Origin of the sequence: Kluyvera genomosp. 3 (assembly GCF_011765685.1) — a bacterium.
Taxonomy (GTDB): Bacteria; Pseudomonadota; Gammaproteobacteria; order Enterobacterales; family Enterobacteriaceae; genus Kluyvera; species Kluyvera georgiana_A.
The window spans coordinates 4,298,426-4,313,893 of record NZ_CP050321.1; the positions used below are offsets into that span (position 1 = coordinate 4,298,426).

The following is a 15,468-nucleotide window of genomic DNA, read 5'->3' on the forward strand; positions in this document are numbered from 1 at the left end:
GTTAGGGGGATGTAACCGGTCTGCCTCGATAATATCACGCCGCTCTCTCAGCGCAACCGCCGACATCATGAGAGCGCAGAGTATGATAAACTCAAGCATTGGACTTTCAGACGTGGCCGTTGTGCGCGCTGAATATGGTAACGCTTACATTGGCTGAATCGAATCGTGTGAAGCACCGTTAGCTTCCGGGGTTCAGCCGCCCGTTTTGGCATAGACAAGAGGACGTTTAATGCCTGATTTCCTGTCTTTTATCAGCGAAATACTGTGGGGCTCGGTAATGATTTACCTGCTCCTTGGCTGTGGTATCTGGTTTACATGGAGAACCGGCTACATCCAGTTTCGCTACATCCGTCAGTTTAGCAAAAGTCTGAAAAGAAGCCTGAAACCGGGCGAAGGCGGATTAACTTCATTCCAGGTGCTGTGCATCAGCCTGGCCGCGCGCGTCGGCAGCGGTAACCTGGCAGGCGTGGCGCTGGCGATTACCGTCGGCGGCCCCGGCGCGGTGTTCTGGATGTGGGTCGCGGCGATTATCGGCATGGCGAGCAGCTTCGCCGAGTGCTCGCTGGCACAGCTCTACAAAGAACGTGACGCCAACGGGCAGTTCCGTGGCGGGCCCGCCTGGTATATGACGCGCGGACTGGGCATGCGCTGGATGGGCGTGCTCTTCTCCCTGTTCCTGCTGCTCGCCTACGGGCTCATCTTCAATACCGTGCAGGCCAATTCCATGGCACACGCATTGAATTATGCTTTCGACATTCCCTTCAACTTCACCGGCGTCGTAGTGGCCTTCTTCGCCCTGCTGGTCATGATGCGCGGCATGAAAGGCGTGGCGCGGCTTAGCCAGTGGCTGGTGCCGCTGATGGGACTGGTGTGGGTTGTTACCTGCCTGCTGATCTCGCTGTGGCATATCGGTGAAATGCCCGACATCATCAACATGATTATTCGCAGCGCCTTTGGCCTGCAAGAAGCGGCGGCTGGTGCCGTCGGCTACAGCGTCAGCCAGGCGATTACCAGCGGCTTCCAGCGCAGCATGTTCTCCAACGAAGCGGGGATGGGGTCCACGCCTAACGCGGCCGCCGCCGCGGCCTCCTTCCCCCCTCATCCGGCGGCGCAGGGCATCGTACAAATGATTGGCGTGCTGATTGATACCATCGTTATCTGTAGCGCCAGCGCAATGGTTGTATTGTTGTCGGGTCACGGCACCAAAACCACCGGCTATGACGGCATTCAGCTTATTCAGCACGCGATGAACGTGCTGGTTGGCAACTGGGGCGCAAGTTTTGTGGCGATAGTCATGGTGATGTTTGCTTTTACGTCGATCGTCGCCAACTACGTTTACGCCGAAAACAACCTGATCTTCTTACGCTGCAATAAGCCCTGGGCTCTCTGGCTGCTGCGTATTGGCACTCTGTTGATGGTGGTCATCGGCAGTCAGCTCAGCTTGCCTGTCGTCTGGCAGATGGCTGACGTGATTATGGCGCTGATGGCAATCACTAACTTGTCGGCCATTTTGTTGCTGTCTCCGGTGGTCAGAATCATCGCCCGTGATTACCTACGCCAGCGTAAACTTGGCGTCACGCCGGTGTTCGATCCTGACTATTATCCGGAGATCGCCCAACAGCTCGCGCCGGAAAGTTGGGATCAACCACCGCGCCAATAGCAGCAATCGATCACCTGCGGCCCTTTTTTTGTTAAAGTTGCGTGAAATTTTCTGCAAGGACTGGATATGCTGATTCTAATTTCTCCTGCTAAAACGCTCGACTACCAAAGCCCGCTGGCCACCACGCGCTATACCCAGCCGATGCTGCTGGAGCACTCTCAGCAACTGATCGGCGTTGCGCGCAAGCTTTCAGCGCCGCAGATTAAAGCGCTGATGGGGATTAGCGACAAGCTGGCGGATTTAAACGCCACCCGCTTCCACGACTGGCACCCGGACTTCACGCCGGAGAACGCCCGCCAGGCGATTCTGGCGTTTAAAGGCGATGTTTATACCGGGCTTCAGGCGGAAACCTTCAGCGAAGCCGATTTTGACTTCGCCCAGAAGCACCTGCGTATGCTCTCCGGCCTGTATGGCGTGCTGCGTCCGCTGGATCTCATGCAGCCTTATCGTCTGGAAATGGGGATTCGTCTTGAGAACCCGCGCGGGAAAGATCTGTATCAGTTCTGGGGTGAGGAAATCACCCATACGCTGAACGCCGCACTGCACGATCAGGGCGACGATATCGTGGTGAATCTGGCATCAGATGAATACTTCCGCTCGGTGAAGCCGAAAGCGTTGAAGGGGCAAATCATTAAGCCCGTCTTCCTCGATGAGAAAAACGGTAAGTTTAAGGTGATTAGCTTCTACGCCAAAAAGGCGCGCGGACTGATGAGCCGCTACATCATTGAGAACCGTCTGTCGAAACCAGAGCAGTTGACCGGGTTTGATAGCGAAGGGTATTTCTTTGATGCGGAAAGTTCGAGCGCCGAAGAGTTAGTCTTCAAGCGCCACGAACAGTAAGCAGGTAGCCCGCGGGCTACCCGAATTCGCGATTAATGATGGCCTGACGGTGGGCGATGCTCGTCGCCGCGACCGTGATTATCATGACCGTGGTCATCGTGACGATTGTCATGATGGTCATTGTGCCCACGGTTATCGTGATGCGGCGGCGGTGGTGTGTGGGCATGCCAGCGGTTGTCGCGCCATTCATAGTGATCGTTCCACCAGCCGTGGTCGCGCCAGTGGCCGCCGTCCCAGTAACGACCGTTATTGTCCTGGTCGCCAATTTGCAGTTTCACCGCCGGAACCAGCGTAATCTCTGCGGCCTGAGTGATAACCGGAGCCGCCAGCATCATTGCCAGTGCAAACATCGCAGGTTTTAACATGGGTAACTCCTTGGTTCTTCGTTCGCCAGTATGGCCGATGAAGAGAGATTACCGCCGCGGAACCCGCGTTGTTATTCTCCGCAATCCTATATTGTAACCACCCGCATTTATCGGGAAATTCTCCTTTTTTCCTGCCGAATTCCTGCATAATTTCTCCCTGATTCCCCCTCCATGCTGGAAGGGGAAACGGAGACATTACGCCTTGCTCATCATCAGATTACGCAGCGCAGCGTAGTCGGCTGGCAGGTTATGCGATAACAGCGGCAGATCGGCGCGATCCGCCAACGCTTTTGGCAGCGGCAGCGTTTCATCGAGGATCTCTTCCACACTTTCTTTGAACTTCGCCGGATGGGCGGTACCGAGGAACAGGCCGTATTCACCCGGTTGCAGCTGGTCACGCAGCGCGCGGTAGGCAATCGCCGCGTGCGGTTCAGAGGTGTAGCCCAACGCTTGCAGCTCACGCATGGTCGCTTTGGTGGTCTCATCATCCACCGCCGCATAGCCCAGCTCGTTCAGACGCCAGATTTTACGGCGGAACAGCTCTTCCACGCGCGGCCAGTTATTCGGCTGACTGACGTCCATGGCGTTAGACAACGTCGCCTGAGTGGCTTTCGGCGCCCACTTGCCGTCCTGCAGGAAGCGCGGCACGGTGTCGTTGGCGTTGGTGGCGGCGATAAAGCGTTTCACTGGCAGGCCGAGCGACCTGGCCAGCAGGCCCGCGGTCAGATCGCCAAAGTTACCGCTTGGCACGGAAATCACCAGTTGGTTACGCGCTTCCTGCGGCAGCTGCGCCACCGCTTCGAAGTAATAGCAAATCTGCGCCAGCAGGCGGCTGATGTTGATGGAGTTGGCGGAGTTCAGCCCCAGCGCGACTTTCAACTCTTCGTCGTCGAACGCCTGCTTCACCAGCGCCTGGCAGGCGTCGAAGTCACCGTCGATCGCCACGGTTTCAATGTTGCCACCCAGGGTACAGAACAATTTTTCCTGCAGCGGGCTGATCTTACCGCGCGGGTACAGGATCACCACTTTGACGTTCGGCAGGCCGTAGAACGCGTGCGCCACGGCGGCGCCGGTATCGCCGGAGGTCGCCGTCAGGATAGTCACCGGCTTGTCGCCAGCGATATGAGTCAGCATCTGCGCCATAAAGCGGCCGCCGAAGTCTTTGAACGCCAGAGTCGGGCCGTGGAACAGTTCGAGACAGCCAACGTCTTCCTGCACCTTATTCACCGGCGCCGGGAAGGTGAACGCCGTCGCGATACGCGCGGCAAGCTCGGCTTCCGGGATCTCATCGCCGATAAACGCGGAGAGAATTTTCGCACTGCGGGTGACGAAATCCTGCGTCAGCAGTTCATCAATGTCGGTCAGGTTGAATTCCGGTAAATCTAACGGAAAGAACAGCCCCTGTTGCTTGCCAAGCCCTTGAGTCACGGCCTGCGCAAAGCTGACCTGCTCATTGTGATCTTTTAAGTTATAGAGTTTCATCGGTTATCCCACTACTCGTGCGCCCGCCGTGTCCAGCCGGCAAATATGAACGAAGCCTTCTTGATTCTGCAAATAATGCTGACCGAGCCAGTCCGCCACGCGCTGCGCGGTCTCGGTTTTGTCGCACAGGGCAAACAGCGTCGGCCCGGAGCCGGAGATGCCACAAGCCACGGCGCCAATGCCGGCTACCGCCTGACGTGCTTCGCTGAAACCCGGTAACAGTTTGGTTCGGTACGGCTCGGCAATCACGTCTTTCATCAGTTTTGCCGCCAGCTGCGGCTGACGGGAATAGCAGGCGTGAATAAAGCCCGCCAGATGACGGCCGTGAGCCACGCAGTCCTGACGACGATACTGAGCGGGCAGAATCGCCCGCGCTTCCGCGGTAGAGACCTTAATGCCCGGATAGGCCAGCACCCATAGCCAGTCGTCAAAGCACGGCACCTGCTGGCTGATAATGTCGTTCTCTTCGATCATCAGCTGCATTCCGCCGAGATAGCACGGCGCGACGTTGTCGTAATGCACGCTGCCGGAGATACGTCCTTCCAGCTCGCCCATCAGGGCCAGCATCCGGGTTTCATCGAGCGGCCTGCCGCAGTGTTCATTCATCGCCACCAGCGCGGCGACCACGGAACAAGCGCTGGAACCCAGCCCTGAACCAATCGGCATGTTTTTTTCCAGCGTCATCGCCACCGGGATTTCTTTGCCAATCTCCTGGCAGAAGCGTTCCCAGCACTGATACACGATGTTTTCGTGCGGTTCGCTCGGCAGTTTATCCGCAAAGCGCCCTAAATTTTGCAGGCTGAAGCGGTCTGCCGCCTCAACCGATACGTTGTCGCCCAGCAGGCTGCCGTCGATCGGCGTGACGGCGGCACCCAGTACATCAAACCCGACGCTCATATTGGCACTGGAAGCCGGGGCATACACCTTAACCATTTTAAACTCCTAACTTCCATGACAATGTGCGCAGAAGATCGGCAAATACCCCTGCCGCCGTAACATCGTTGCCTGCGCCATAGCCGCGCAGCACCAGCGGCAGCGGCTGATAGTAGTGGCTGTAAAACGCCAGCGCGTTCTCGCCGTTTTTCACTTTGAACAGCGGGTCGTTGCCGTCAACGGCGGCAATTTTCACCCGGCAGACGCCGTCTTCTTCGATGTTGCCAACATAGCGCAGCACTTTGCCTTCATCACGCGCTTTCGCCACGCGGGCGGAAAATTCATCGTCAAGCTGCGGCAGACGCGCCATAAAGCTCTCAGTATCGCCGGTGGCGTCAAAACTTTCTGGCAGCACCGATTCGACCACAATATCACTCAACTCGAGGCTACGCCCGGTTTCGCGAGCCAGAATCAGCAGCTTACGCGCCACGTCCATACCCGAGAGATCATCACGCGGATCCGGTTCGGTATAGCCCATCTCACGCGCCACTTTAGTTGCCGCCGACAGGCTCATGCCCTCGTCCAGCTTGCCAAAGATAAACGACAGTGAGCCAGAAAGAATGCCAGAGAAGCGCTGTAGCTCATCGCCCGCGTTGAGCAGGTTTTGCAGGTTTTCAATGACCGGCAGCCCCGCCCCGACGTTGGTGTCGTAGAGGAATTTGCGGCGCGACTGGCCAGCCGCGTGACGCAACTGGTGGTAGTAGTCCATCGACGAGGTATTGGCCTTTTTGTTCGGCGTCACCACGTGGAAACCTTCGCGCAGGAAATCAGCGTACTGATCGGCTACCGCCTGGCTGGAAGTACAGTCAACGATCACCGGGTTCAGCAGGTGATACTCTTTCACCAGACGAATCAGACGCCCAAGGTTAAACGGCTCTTTAGCTTCCTCCAGCTCCGCCTGCCAGTTTTCCAGATTCAGCCCATGCACGCTGGTCAGCAGCGCGCGGGAGTTCGCCACGCCGCAGACGCGCAGGTCGATGTGCTTTTTCTTCAGCCACGCCTGCTGACGTTTAATCTGCTCAAGCAGCGCCCCGCCGACGCCGCCGACGCCCACCAGGAAGACTTCAATCACCTGGTCGGTGTTAAACAGCATCTGATGCGTGACGCGAACGCCCGTGGTGGCGTCGTCGTTGTTGACCACCACGGAGATTGAACGCTCAGAGGAACCCTGGGCAATCGCTACGATGTTGATGTTAGCCCGGGCCAGCGCGGCAAAAAACTTCGCCGAGATGCCGCGCAGCGTGCGCATACCATCGCCGACAACGGAGATGATCGCCAGACGCTCCATGATCGACAGCGGCTCCAGCAGTTCTTCTTTCAGCTCCAGATAGAACTCATCTTCCATCGCCTTCTTCGCCCGCGCACAGTCGCTCTGCGGCACGCAGAAGCTGATGCTGTACTCAGATGAGGATTGAGTAATGAGCACCACGGAGATGCCCGCGCGCGACATGGTAGCAAACACGCGAGCGGCCATGCCGACCATGCCTTTCATCCCCGGGCCGGAGACGTTGAACATCGCCATATTATTGAGGTTGGAGATGCCCTTGACCGGCAGCGCGTCATCGTCGCTGCTGGCGCCGATTAGCGTACCTGGAGCCTGCGGGTTGCCGGTGTTTTTAATCAAGCAAGGGATTTGGAACTGGGCGATAGGGGCAATGGTACGCGGGTGAAGCACTTTGGCGCCGAAGTAGGAAAGCTCCATCGCTTCCTGGTACGACATGCTCTTCAGCAGCACCGCGTCCGGTACCTGACGCGGGTCGCAGGTATAAACGCCGTCGACGTCGGTCCAGATCTCGCAACAGTCTGCGCGTAAACAGGCGGCCAGCACGGCGGCGGAGTAGTCGGAGCCGTTACGCCCCAGCACCACCAGTTCCCCCTTATCGTTACCGGCGGTAAAGCCCGCCATCAGCACCATATGGTCCGCCGGGATCTGGCTGGCGGCAATGCGGCGAGTAGATTCAGCAATATCGACTGTCGATTCAAGGTAGTGGCCAACGGCCAGCAGTTTCTCAACCGGGTTAATCACCGTCACCTTGTGGCCACGGGCGCTCAGCAGCCCGGCCATGATGGCGATAGAGAGCTTTTCGCCGCGGCAGATCAGGCCAGCGTTGACGCTGTCCGGGCACTGACCGAGCAGACTGATACCGTGGAGAATGTGTTTGATCTGGGCAAATTCGAGCTCAACGGCCGCCTTCAGTTCCGCCAGCGGAAAACCCAGCTGGGCGGTAGCAAGCCCTTGAAGAAGTTCAGCAAAGATACGTTCGGCGTCGGCGATGTTGGTCAGCGCGTCCTGGCCGCCAATGGTTTTTTCAATCATCGCCACCAGATGGTTGGTGATTTTTGCCGGGGCAGAAAGCACGGTTGCTACCTGCCCCTGCCTGGCGTTGCTTTCCAGGATGTCGGCAACACGCAGAAACCGTTCCGCATTTGCCACTGATGTACCGCCGAACTTCAAGACTCGCATGGTTTTTACCCCTTGATCTTCAGTCGAAAAAAAAGCCCGCACTGTTCAGGTGCGGGCTTTTTTCTGTGTTTCCTGTACGCGTCAGCCCGCACCGTTACCTGTGGTAATAGTGGTGGTGGTAATGGTCATAATGCTGCTGATGCGAATCATGGATGTTGTGTGCTCTGTCATTTAGCTGTCTGTGCCTTATACCCCTATTGGTTAAAGTATCTGGCCCACTAAGTCAATGAATTTCTAACTTCGTCACGTTTCGCAATCAATTCACATCCGCCCGTTCATTCGCCGACAAACCACCACAACGGCCATAAGTTTTGCAAAATACCAACCAATAACACCATACGAAAATACAATGACAGAATTTTACTCTGTCATATTTTTTTCAATATCATGCAGCAAACGATGCAACATTGCCGTATCGCGTTGCTCAAGTAAGCCAATACGTTGTTGCAGCCAATCGGCCAGTTTTACATCTCCGGCTACCTCGAGCCGCTCGAGCAATTTGCTGATACGCGCCCTTAACGCAATCAGCTGATTTTCGTCACCTGTCGTTGCTGGGGGGTTCGCGTTTTGTAACAGTGAGGAAAGCTGATAACAATACACCATCACCGCCTGCCCGAGATTCAGCGACGGATAATCCGCCACCATCGGCACACCGGTTAACACATCCGCTAACGCCAGTTCATCATTGGTTAACCCGGAATCCTCACGGCCAAACACCAGCGCGGCATGGTCCATCCACTGCGCTTTTTCGGTCAACATTGGCACCAGTTCCTGCGGCGTGGCGTAATAGTGGAATCGGGCACGGCTGCGCGCGGTAGTCGCTACGGTGAAATCCACATCGTGCAGCGCCTCCGCCAGCGTTGGGTAGCAGGTGATGCCGTCAAGGATGTCGGTAGAGCCATGAGCCACCCATCGCGCGGCGGGTTCCAGGTGCGCAACGCTATCAACGATACGCATGTCATTAAATCCCATGGTTTTCATGGCGCGGGCGGCGGCACCGATATTTTCGGCCCTTGCTGGCGAAACCAGCACAATAGATAAGTGCATTTAAAGTTCTCTTAACTTACTGTTCTCAGGCAATAATGTGATGTACATCAACATATTGCGCAGCGCGAATTTACAAAAATGCAACAAAAATCACTGAAATGATGTTTCATAACATATAAAAAACGCTAAACTATTCAGTGCGAAATCTTTCGTTTTATATGTTAACAGACAGCGGATATCTTACTGTTTATATGAACTATTTTCATTCGCACATGGTGATAGTAATTGGATTCATCACATTTATCAGTTAACCTGTGCAACTAGTTGAGTTGTGGAAAAAATGTGATAGGCGTTATCATTCCAGAGCGATGATTTCACCAAACTGTTAACGTGCTACAATTGAATTTGATATATGTCAACGAAGCGTAGGTTTATTGGCAGTCTGGTGTCTCTTTGCCTGTTATGTTGCTGTTAAAATGGTTAGGATGACAACCGTTTTTGACACTGTCGGGTCCAGAGGGAAGAGTACCCACGACCAAGCTAATGATGTTGTTGACGTTGATGGAAAGTGCATCAAGAACGCAATTACGTACTTTAGTCACGTTACGCCGATCATGTTAATTTTCGACATGCATCAGGCAGGTCAGGGACTATTGGTACTTCCTGTTTCGATTTAGTTGGCAATTTAGGTAGCAAACATGCAGACCCCGCACATTCTTATCGTTGAAGACGAGTTGGTAACACGCAACACGTTAAAAAGTATTTTCGAAGCAGAAGGCTACGATGTTTTCGAAGCGACCGATGGCGCGGAAATGCATCAGATCCTGTCTGAAAATGATATCAACCTGGTAATCATGGATATCAACCTGCCGGGGAAAAACGGCCTTCTGCTGGCACGCGAACTGCGCGAGCAAGCAAATGTCGCCCTGATGTTCCTGACCGGCCGCGACAATGAAGTCGACAAGATCCTCGGTCTGGAAATTGGTGCAGATGATTACATCACCAAGCCGTTCAACCCGCGTGAACTGACTATCCGTGCACGTAACCTGCTGTCCCGTACCATGAACCTGGGTACCGTCAGCGAAGAACGTCGTAGCGTAGAAAGCTACAAGTTCAACGGCTGGGAGCTGGACATCAACAGCCGCTCTCTGGTGAGCCCGAACGGTGAACAGTACAAGCTGCCGCGCAGTGAATTCCGCGCCATGCTGCACTTCTGTGAAAACCCGGGCAAGATTCAGTCTCGTGCTGAACTGCTGAAGAAAATGACGGGCCGTGAGCTGAAGCCGCACGACCGTACGGTTGACGTAACCATTCGTCGCATCCGTAAACATTTCGAGTCTACGCCGGATACGCCGGAAATCATCGCCACCATTCACGGCGAAGGTTACCGCTTCTGCGGCGAGCTGCAGGAATAAGAAAACAAAACGGCGCGTTAAGCGCCGTTTTTTTTGCTCCCTACTTTGCCGCAGTGCCCCACGGCATAATCGGTACGGCGCTAATCGCATTTTTTGGCGAACCGTCCACCACCTTGTCGGAATAGGCCAGATAGGCGAGCACGTTGCGTTTTTCGTCATAGAAACGCACAACCTGTAGCGATTTAAACACCAGCGACGTACGCTTTTTAAAGACCACGTCACCGTCCGCTTTACCGCTCTTAATTTTGTCGCTGAGCTCAACCGGGCCAATCTGCTGGCAGGAAATGGCCGCATCCGAGGTGTCTTCAGCCAGCCCCAGCCCGCCTTTAATGCCGCCCGTCTTCGCCCGGCTGACATAGCAGGTCACGTTTTTGACATCGGGATCGTCAAAGGCCTCCACCACGATTTTATGATCCGGCCCAAACATTTTGAATACCGTATCCACAGAACCAATCTGCTCCGCGTGAACCGCCAGGCTGGAGACGCCGAGTAACAGACCTGCCATTAATTTCTTGTATTTCATATTGTTACCATTTCCGTCGATTGAGTTGTGTGATTATTCAACATCTAATTAGAAAGTGTTTAAAGATCACAGCTTTACAAAAAACAGCGCCGAATCTTATGTAAAAACGCATTTATGCATAAAAAAAACACTGAATGCTAAAACAGCAAAAGATGCTATTATCCGCTACTTTGGTAACAGGCACATAAGATTTTAAGGATGAGGGCACTTTATGGATCAGGCTGGAATTATTCGCGATCTCCTCGTTTGGCTAGAAGGGCACCTGGATCAGCCTTTATCGCTGGATAATGTGGCGGCAAAAGCGGGTTATTCTAAATGGCACCTGCAACGCATGTTCAAAGATGTCACCGGCCATGCCATCGGCGCTTACATTCGCGCCCGCCGTCTGTCTAAATCTGCCGTCGCACTGCGTCTGACTGCGCGTCCTATCCTGGATATCGCGCTGCAGTATCGTTTTGACTCCCAGCAGACGTTCACCCGCGCGTTTAAAAAGCAGTTTACGCTAACGCCGGCGCTGTATCGTCGCTCGCCGGACTGGAGCTCCTTCGGGATGCGTCCACCGTTGCGCCTGGGTGAGTTCACGATGCCAAAATACGAATTCATTACCCTGCCCTCCACCCACCTGGTGGGCGTCACCCAGAGCTATACCTGCAAGCTGGAAGAGATTTCCGACTTCCGCCAGCAAATGCGAGTTCAGTTCTGGACTGATTTCCTCGGCAACTCACCCTCTATTCCGTCAATGCTGTACGGGCTGCATGAACCGCGCCCGAGCCTCGAAAAAGATGATGAGCAGGAAGTGTTCTACACCACAGCGCTCACACCGGAGCTGGCTAACGGCCACATCAACGATGCCCATCCGGTCACGCTGGAAGGCGGCGAGTACGTCATGTTCACCTATGAAGGGTTGGGAACCGGCCTGCAGGAGTTTATCCTGACGCTGTACGGCACCTGCATGCCAATGCTCAACCTGACCCGCCGTAAGGGCCAGGATATCGAACGCTTCTTCCCACAGGACGAAGCACGGCATCAGGAACCGCCAATTATGCTGCGCTGCGAGTACCTGATCCCGATTCGTCGCTAACGCTGTAGCTCATCCAGAGCAGGGGTATCGAGATGCGAGATATCCCCTGCCGTTTCCACCACCCATCCCGGCGCCAGCCACAGACTTTCCTGATAGTCCACCCGTGAGATAGAACAGTTACGTAGACGCAGACGACGCTCCGCGTGCGCGGGCAACCCCAGAATCGTACTCACCAGACAGCCCAGCGCAATCCCGTGGCTCACCAGCAACGGGCGACTGCCCGGCGGCAGATCCAGACAGGCAGCCAGCCCCGCGTGCATACGCTCGCTCAGCTCCTGCATCGACTCGCCCTGTGGAATACGACCATCCGGCGTGCCGTTGACCACCAACCGACGCCACTCTTCTTCTTCTGCGGTCAGAGAATCAAGATGACGCTGCTCCAGCACGCCCATATCCAGCTCGCGCAGGCGCGCGTCCAGGGTCACGCCGCAGCCGCAGGCATCGGCAATGATCTCGGCGGTACGGCGCGTACGGCCCAGATCGCTGGCGATAACATGCGTGATGCCGTAGGTGCGCACGCGCTCCCCCACCTGCACCGCCTGCCGCTCTCCTTTAGCCGTCAGGGGGCTATCGGACTGGCCTTGAATACGCCGCTCGGCGTTCCAACGGGTTTCGCCATGGCGAACAAGATATACCTGTAACATGTTTTTTATCCGTTATACTGCGATGACATTTTATTATCTGAGTTGTGTAGATTATGCATCAAGTTGTCTCCGCTACCACCAATCCTGCTAAAATTCAGGCAATTCTTGCGGCTTTTGAGCTGATCTTTGGCGAAGGTACCTGCCAAATCGACGCCATCTCCGTCGATACGGGCGTACCAGAGCAGCCCTTCGGCAGCGAGGAAACCCGCGCCGGGGCGCGTAATCGTGTCGCGAATGCCAAAGCCGTACGCCCGGATGCGGATTTTTGGGTGGCAATTGAAGCAGGAATTGATGAAGGTGCGACCTTCAGTTGGGTGGTGATTGAAAGCCGCGACCAGCGTGGTGAAGCGCGTTCAGCAACGCTCCCGCTGCCAGAGATGATTCTCGAACAGGTGCGGGCGGGAGAAGCGCTCGGCCCGGTGATGTCGAAGTACACCGGGATCGATAAAATTGGTAATAAAGAAGGGGCGATTGGCGTCTTCACCGCCGGCGTGCTGACCCGCAGCAGCGTATACCACCAGGCAGTCGTACTGGCGTTAAGCCCGTTCCATAACGCGCTCTACCGCGAGTAGGCCTGGTAAGGCGAAGTCGCCATCAGGCACAACGGCGCACGTTGCCGGATGGCGGGCCTACCGTTGCGTTTTGGGCAGGGTTTGCTCCAGCCACTGGCGCAGCTCTACCGGTGCCGATTTGAGGCTGTTCGATCCACGGGTGATCGTCGCGATCCCCGCGCCCAGCTCGTTTTTCAGCTCACGCTGGCTCATTTCTCCGCGCAGCAGTTCTTCGATAATCCGCACGCGGGTGCCCAGCGCTTCGCGCTCATCCGGGGTCATCATTAGATTGAGCAACGGTAGCGCAAGGTCGTCGGTATATGCCAGACGCAGAAGCTCCACAAAGCGAAGCCACTCCTGGTTACGCTGCTCAGCCACTGTCGCTGAATAAGGGGATTGTTGGGTCATCTCGGGCCACCATGTTATGCATGTACTCTTAAACGAGTACAAGCATAACACAGGTCTAACCTATCAGTAACGCCGTTGCCATTCATTACTGCTGAGCACGTCTTCTTTCTGGCCCATAAAGTGGCGATAGTAGGCGTCGTAAGCCAGCACGTTTTTGACATAGCCGCGCGTTTCCGAGAACGGAATACTCTCGATAAAGGCTACCGCATCAATGCGCCCGGCGCTGTTGCCAAGCCACGTGCGCACGCGCCCAGGACCGGCGTTATACGCCGCTGAAGCAAAAATACGGTTATTTTCAAACTGCTGGTATACATACTGCAGGTAGCTAGTGCCAATATTGATATTGGTCTCAGGATCCAACAACTGCGCCGGATTGCTGTAGCCCGGCAGATTAAACATTTTCACCGTATGGGTCGCGGTACCCGGCATAATCTGCATCAGACCGCTAGCGCCAACCGGCGACTTTACCTTCGGGTTCCAAGCGCTTTCCTGGCGCGCAATCGCCATGGCGTAGCTTTGTGGGATGTCTTTACCGGAGGTATAACGCACAAACAGGTCGTTATAAGCCAGCGGGAAACGCTCCTGTAGGTTGTCCCACAGTTTACCCGCAATCGTCGCCTGCACGCTCAGATCCCACCAGTGTTGATCGAAAGCGTAACGTGCTAACTGTGCCTGCTCCGTCTGGGTGCGGCTGCTCACCAGGTTGGCCCACTCGCTGCGCGCCGTATTATCCTGATTCCAGTACATTAACTCGCGTACGCGCGCCATTTCCGCCCCGCCGGTGAGCGCGGAGGAAATGGCCCCCGGCGCTTTTTCTACCCGCAGCGCGTAAGGTTCGCCCAGACGCTGCGCGGCCACCATCGGATAGAAGCCGCGCTGCTGCATCAGCGACAGCAGGATACTGCGCGCTTCGTCATCGCGCCCCCGCTCCATCAGCAAGTCGGCCTGCCAGTAACGCCATTCATCCTTCTCTTTCGCTTCCATCGGCAGCCGCGCCAACCACGTATTCAAACCAGAACGATCTCCCGTGCCGAGCGCCATACGTACCCGACGTTCAACCAACGAGGTCGACTGCGAGCGCATAATGGCATCATCACGCCAGCGCGCCTGTTCGTCGGTCACATCCGTTCCCATCAGACGCCAGGCAACGGTATCGCGCAGCTCCTGAGCTTGTTCGTCATTGAGTTGTTGCGCCTGAACCAGCATCGGGATCATCAGACGCGCATTTTCCACATCCTGACGCGCGACGCTGGTAAACGCTACCGCCGCCAGTTGACGGGTGAAATCCGTCGCCCCGGTTGTACGCGCAAAGGTCAGCACGGTATTTGGGTTATTGGCCAAATCAGTAATCGCCGTCGCGATAGTTTGATACTCAGCAGGCATTTGCGAGGCTAGCGCTTTCACCAGACTGGTGTTGCCCGCCTTCATTGCCAGACGAATGCGTTCAAGGTATGCCAGCGGATCCTGCGTCCCGGATGCCCGCCAGGCGCTGAACAGCGGATCGCAGGCATTAGGCCGACTCTGCCCGGTCAGCCACAGGGTTTTCGCGCCCTCCCAGGCTCCCTGGGTATCGCCCACATTGTATTTGGCATAGTAATAGTTGCACTGCGCCTCGGCGGTACCGGGCTTATCGGGGCTAAAAGCCAGCAGGCCGCGCCAATCCTGGCGGCGCGCCAGCTCGTTGACGAAGCGGTTTTTAAGGGTACGGGCCGGAGGCAACGTTGGGTTAGCCTGCACAAAGTTGCTGACCGCTAACGTCGGAGTATTCATCAGGTCGCTGGTTATCTGGCGATATTGCAGGTACGGGTACAGCGGGTAATCCCGCAGGGTCGGCATCAGTTGCTCGACCACGTCCATCTGGCGGTTATCCCAGGCCTGTTTGATTTGCGCATAACGGCTACGTTGTTGATCCAGTGAATCGGCGCGGGCAACGCTACTGATTGTCAGCAGGCAGACACTGGCTGCCAGCAGACGCCACGTAAATTGTTGGGCTTTTTGCACAAGCTCTTCCTCGTTGTCACGTTACGTCGGTGCAGCATCATGCCGCGTAATCATTTGATGCTAACGACTGATCGGCTAATGCGCCACGCCATGAACACTTTTTTACGTTTTATC

15 protein-coding genes, 1 pseudogene and 1 other annotated feature are annotated in these 15,468 nt (G+C 55.7%); of the genes and pseudogenes, 5 read left to right on the plus strand and 11 right to left on the minus strand.

Going from position 1 to position 15,468, the window contains the following annotated elements:
- The first annotated feature begins 229 nt into the window (after positions 1 to 229).
- Both GY169_RS20090 and yaaA read left to right on the plus strand, forming a co-directional pair.
- Complete coding sequence (locus GY169_RS20090; protein ID WP_163449302.1) at positions 230 to 1,660, plus strand: alanine/glycine:cation symporter family protein; 1,431 nt, start codon at positions 230 to 232, stop codon at positions 1,658 to 1,660.
- Positions 1,661 to 1,726: 66 nt separating this feature from the next.
- Positions 1,727 to 2,500: a peroxide stress protein YaaA gene (gene yaaA / locus GY169_RS20095; RefSeq protein WP_167576897.1), complete on the plus strand. Its 774-nt coding sequence runs from the start codon at positions 1,727 to 1,729 to the stop codon at positions 2,498 to 2,500.
- Positions 2,501 to 2,532: 32 nt separating this feature from the next.
- Here yaaA and GY169_RS20100 read toward each other — a convergent pair whose 3' ends face one another.
- The 7 genes and pseudogenes from GY169_RS20100 to yjjY all read right to left on the minus strand — a co-directional run bounded on the left by GY169_RS20100 (position 2,533) and on the right by yjjY (position 9,333).
- Positions 2,533 to 2,865, minus strand: coding sequence for a DUF2502 domain-containing protein (locus GY169_RS20100; protein ID WP_167576898.1), 333 nt, complete (start codon positions 2,863 to 2,865; stop codon positions 2,533 to 2,535).
- Positions 2,866 to 3,060: 195 nt separating this feature from the next.
- Entirely contained in the window at positions 3,061 to 4,347 is a 1,287-nt protein-coding gene (gene thrC, locus GY169_RS20105; protein WP_167576900.1) for a threonine synthase, read from the minus strand.
- Between the two features lie 3 nt (positions 4,348 to 4,350).
- Positions 4,351 to 5,280: a homoserine kinase gene (gene thrB, locus GY169_RS20110; RefSeq protein ID WP_167576902.1), complete on the minus strand. Its 930-nt coding sequence runs from the start codon at positions 5,278 to 5,280 to the stop codon at positions 4,351 to 4,353.
- Position 5,281: 1 nt separating this feature from the next.
- Entirely contained in the window at positions 5,282 to 7,744 is a 2,463-nt protein-coding gene (gene thrA / locus GY169_RS20115) for a bifunctional aspartate kinase/homoserine dehydrogenase I (protein WP_167576904.1), read from the minus strand.
- A 25-nt stretch (positions 7,745 to 7,769) separates the two neighbouring features.
- Positions 7,770 to 7,887 (minus strand) — a sequence feature (Thr leader region).
- The gene (gene thrL, locus GY169_RS20120) at positions 7,826 to 7,915 is read right to left on the minus strand and encodes a thr operon leader peptide (protein WP_074398816.1); all 90 of its coding nucleotides are present in this window, start codon (positions 7,913 to 7,915) and stop codon (positions 7,826 to 7,828) included. Its footprint overlaps the feature before it by 62 nt.
- 189 nt (positions 7,916 to 8,104) lie before the next feature.
- Positions 8,105 to 8,791: a tRNA/rRNA methyltransferase gene (locus GY169_RS20125; RefSeq protein ID WP_163449308.1), complete on the minus strand. Its 687-nt coding sequence runs from the start codon at positions 8,789 to 8,791 to the stop codon at positions 8,105 to 8,107.
- A 400-nt stretch (positions 8,792 to 9,191) separates the two neighbouring features.
- A pseudogene (gene yjjY / locus GY169_RS20130) lies at positions 9,192 to 9,333 on the minus strand (protein YjjY).
- Between the two features lie 96 nt (positions 9,334 to 9,429).
- Here yjjY and arcA point away from each other — a divergent pair.
- Positions 9,430 to 10,146 carry a two-component system response regulator ArcA gene (arcA, locus tag GY169_RS20135; RefSeq protein ID WP_015966004.1) on the plus strand — a complete coding sequence of 239 codons (717 nt, stop codon included), beginning with the start codon at positions 9,430 to 9,432 and terminating at the stop codon, positions 10,144 to 10,146.
- Between the two features lie 40 nt (positions 10,147 to 10,186).
- Here arcA and creA read toward each other — a convergent pair whose 3' ends face one another.
- Positions 10,187 to 10,669, minus strand: coding sequence for a protein CreA (creA, locus tag GY169_RS20140; RefSeq protein WP_163449309.1), 483 nt, complete (start codon positions 10,667 to 10,669; stop codon positions 10,187 to 10,189).
- Positions 10,670 to 10,880: 211 nt separating this feature from the next.
- Between creA and robA the strand changes: the two genes are divergently transcribed.
- On the plus strand, positions 10,881 to 11,750 hold the full coding sequence (robA, locus tag GY169_RS20145; RefSeq protein ID WP_163449310.1) for an MDR efflux pump AcrAB transcriptional activator RobA: 870 nt from the start codon (positions 10,881 to 10,883) through the stop codon (positions 11,748 to 11,750).
- Here robA and gpmB read toward each other — a convergent pair.
- Complete coding sequence (gpmB, locus tag GY169_RS20150) at positions 11,747 to 12,394, minus strand: 2,3-diphosphoglycerate-dependent phosphoglycerate mutase GpmB (protein ID WP_167576906.1); 648 nt, start codon at positions 12,392 to 12,394, stop codon at positions 11,747 to 11,749. The genes robA and gpmB overlap by 4 nt on opposite strands.
- 53 nt (positions 12,395 to 12,447) lie before the next feature.
- Between gpmB and yjjX the strand changes: the two genes are divergently transcribed.
- Complete coding sequence (gene yjjX, locus GY169_RS20155; RefSeq protein WP_167576908.1) at positions 12,448 to 12,966, plus strand: inosine/xanthosine triphosphatase; 519 nt, start codon at positions 12,448 to 12,450, stop codon at positions 12,964 to 12,966.
- Positions 12,967 to 13,023: 57 nt separating this feature from the next.
- Here yjjX and trpR read toward each other — a convergent pair whose 3' ends face one another.
- Together trpR and sltY are read right to left on the minus strand one after the other, a co-directional pair.
- Positions 13,024 to 13,353: a trp operon repressor gene (gene trpR, locus GY169_RS20160; RefSeq protein WP_163449313.1), complete on the minus strand. Its 330-nt coding sequence runs from the start codon at positions 13,351 to 13,353 to the stop codon at positions 13,024 to 13,026.
- Between the two features lie 63 nt (positions 13,354 to 13,416).
- The gene (gene sltY, locus GY169_RS20165; RefSeq protein WP_167576910.1) at positions 13,417 to 15,354 is read right to left on the minus strand and encodes a murein transglycosylase; all 1,938 of its coding nucleotides are present in this window, start codon (positions 15,352 to 15,354) and stop codon (positions 13,417 to 13,419) included.
- Between the last annotated feature and the right edge of the window lie 114 nt (positions 15,355 to 15,468).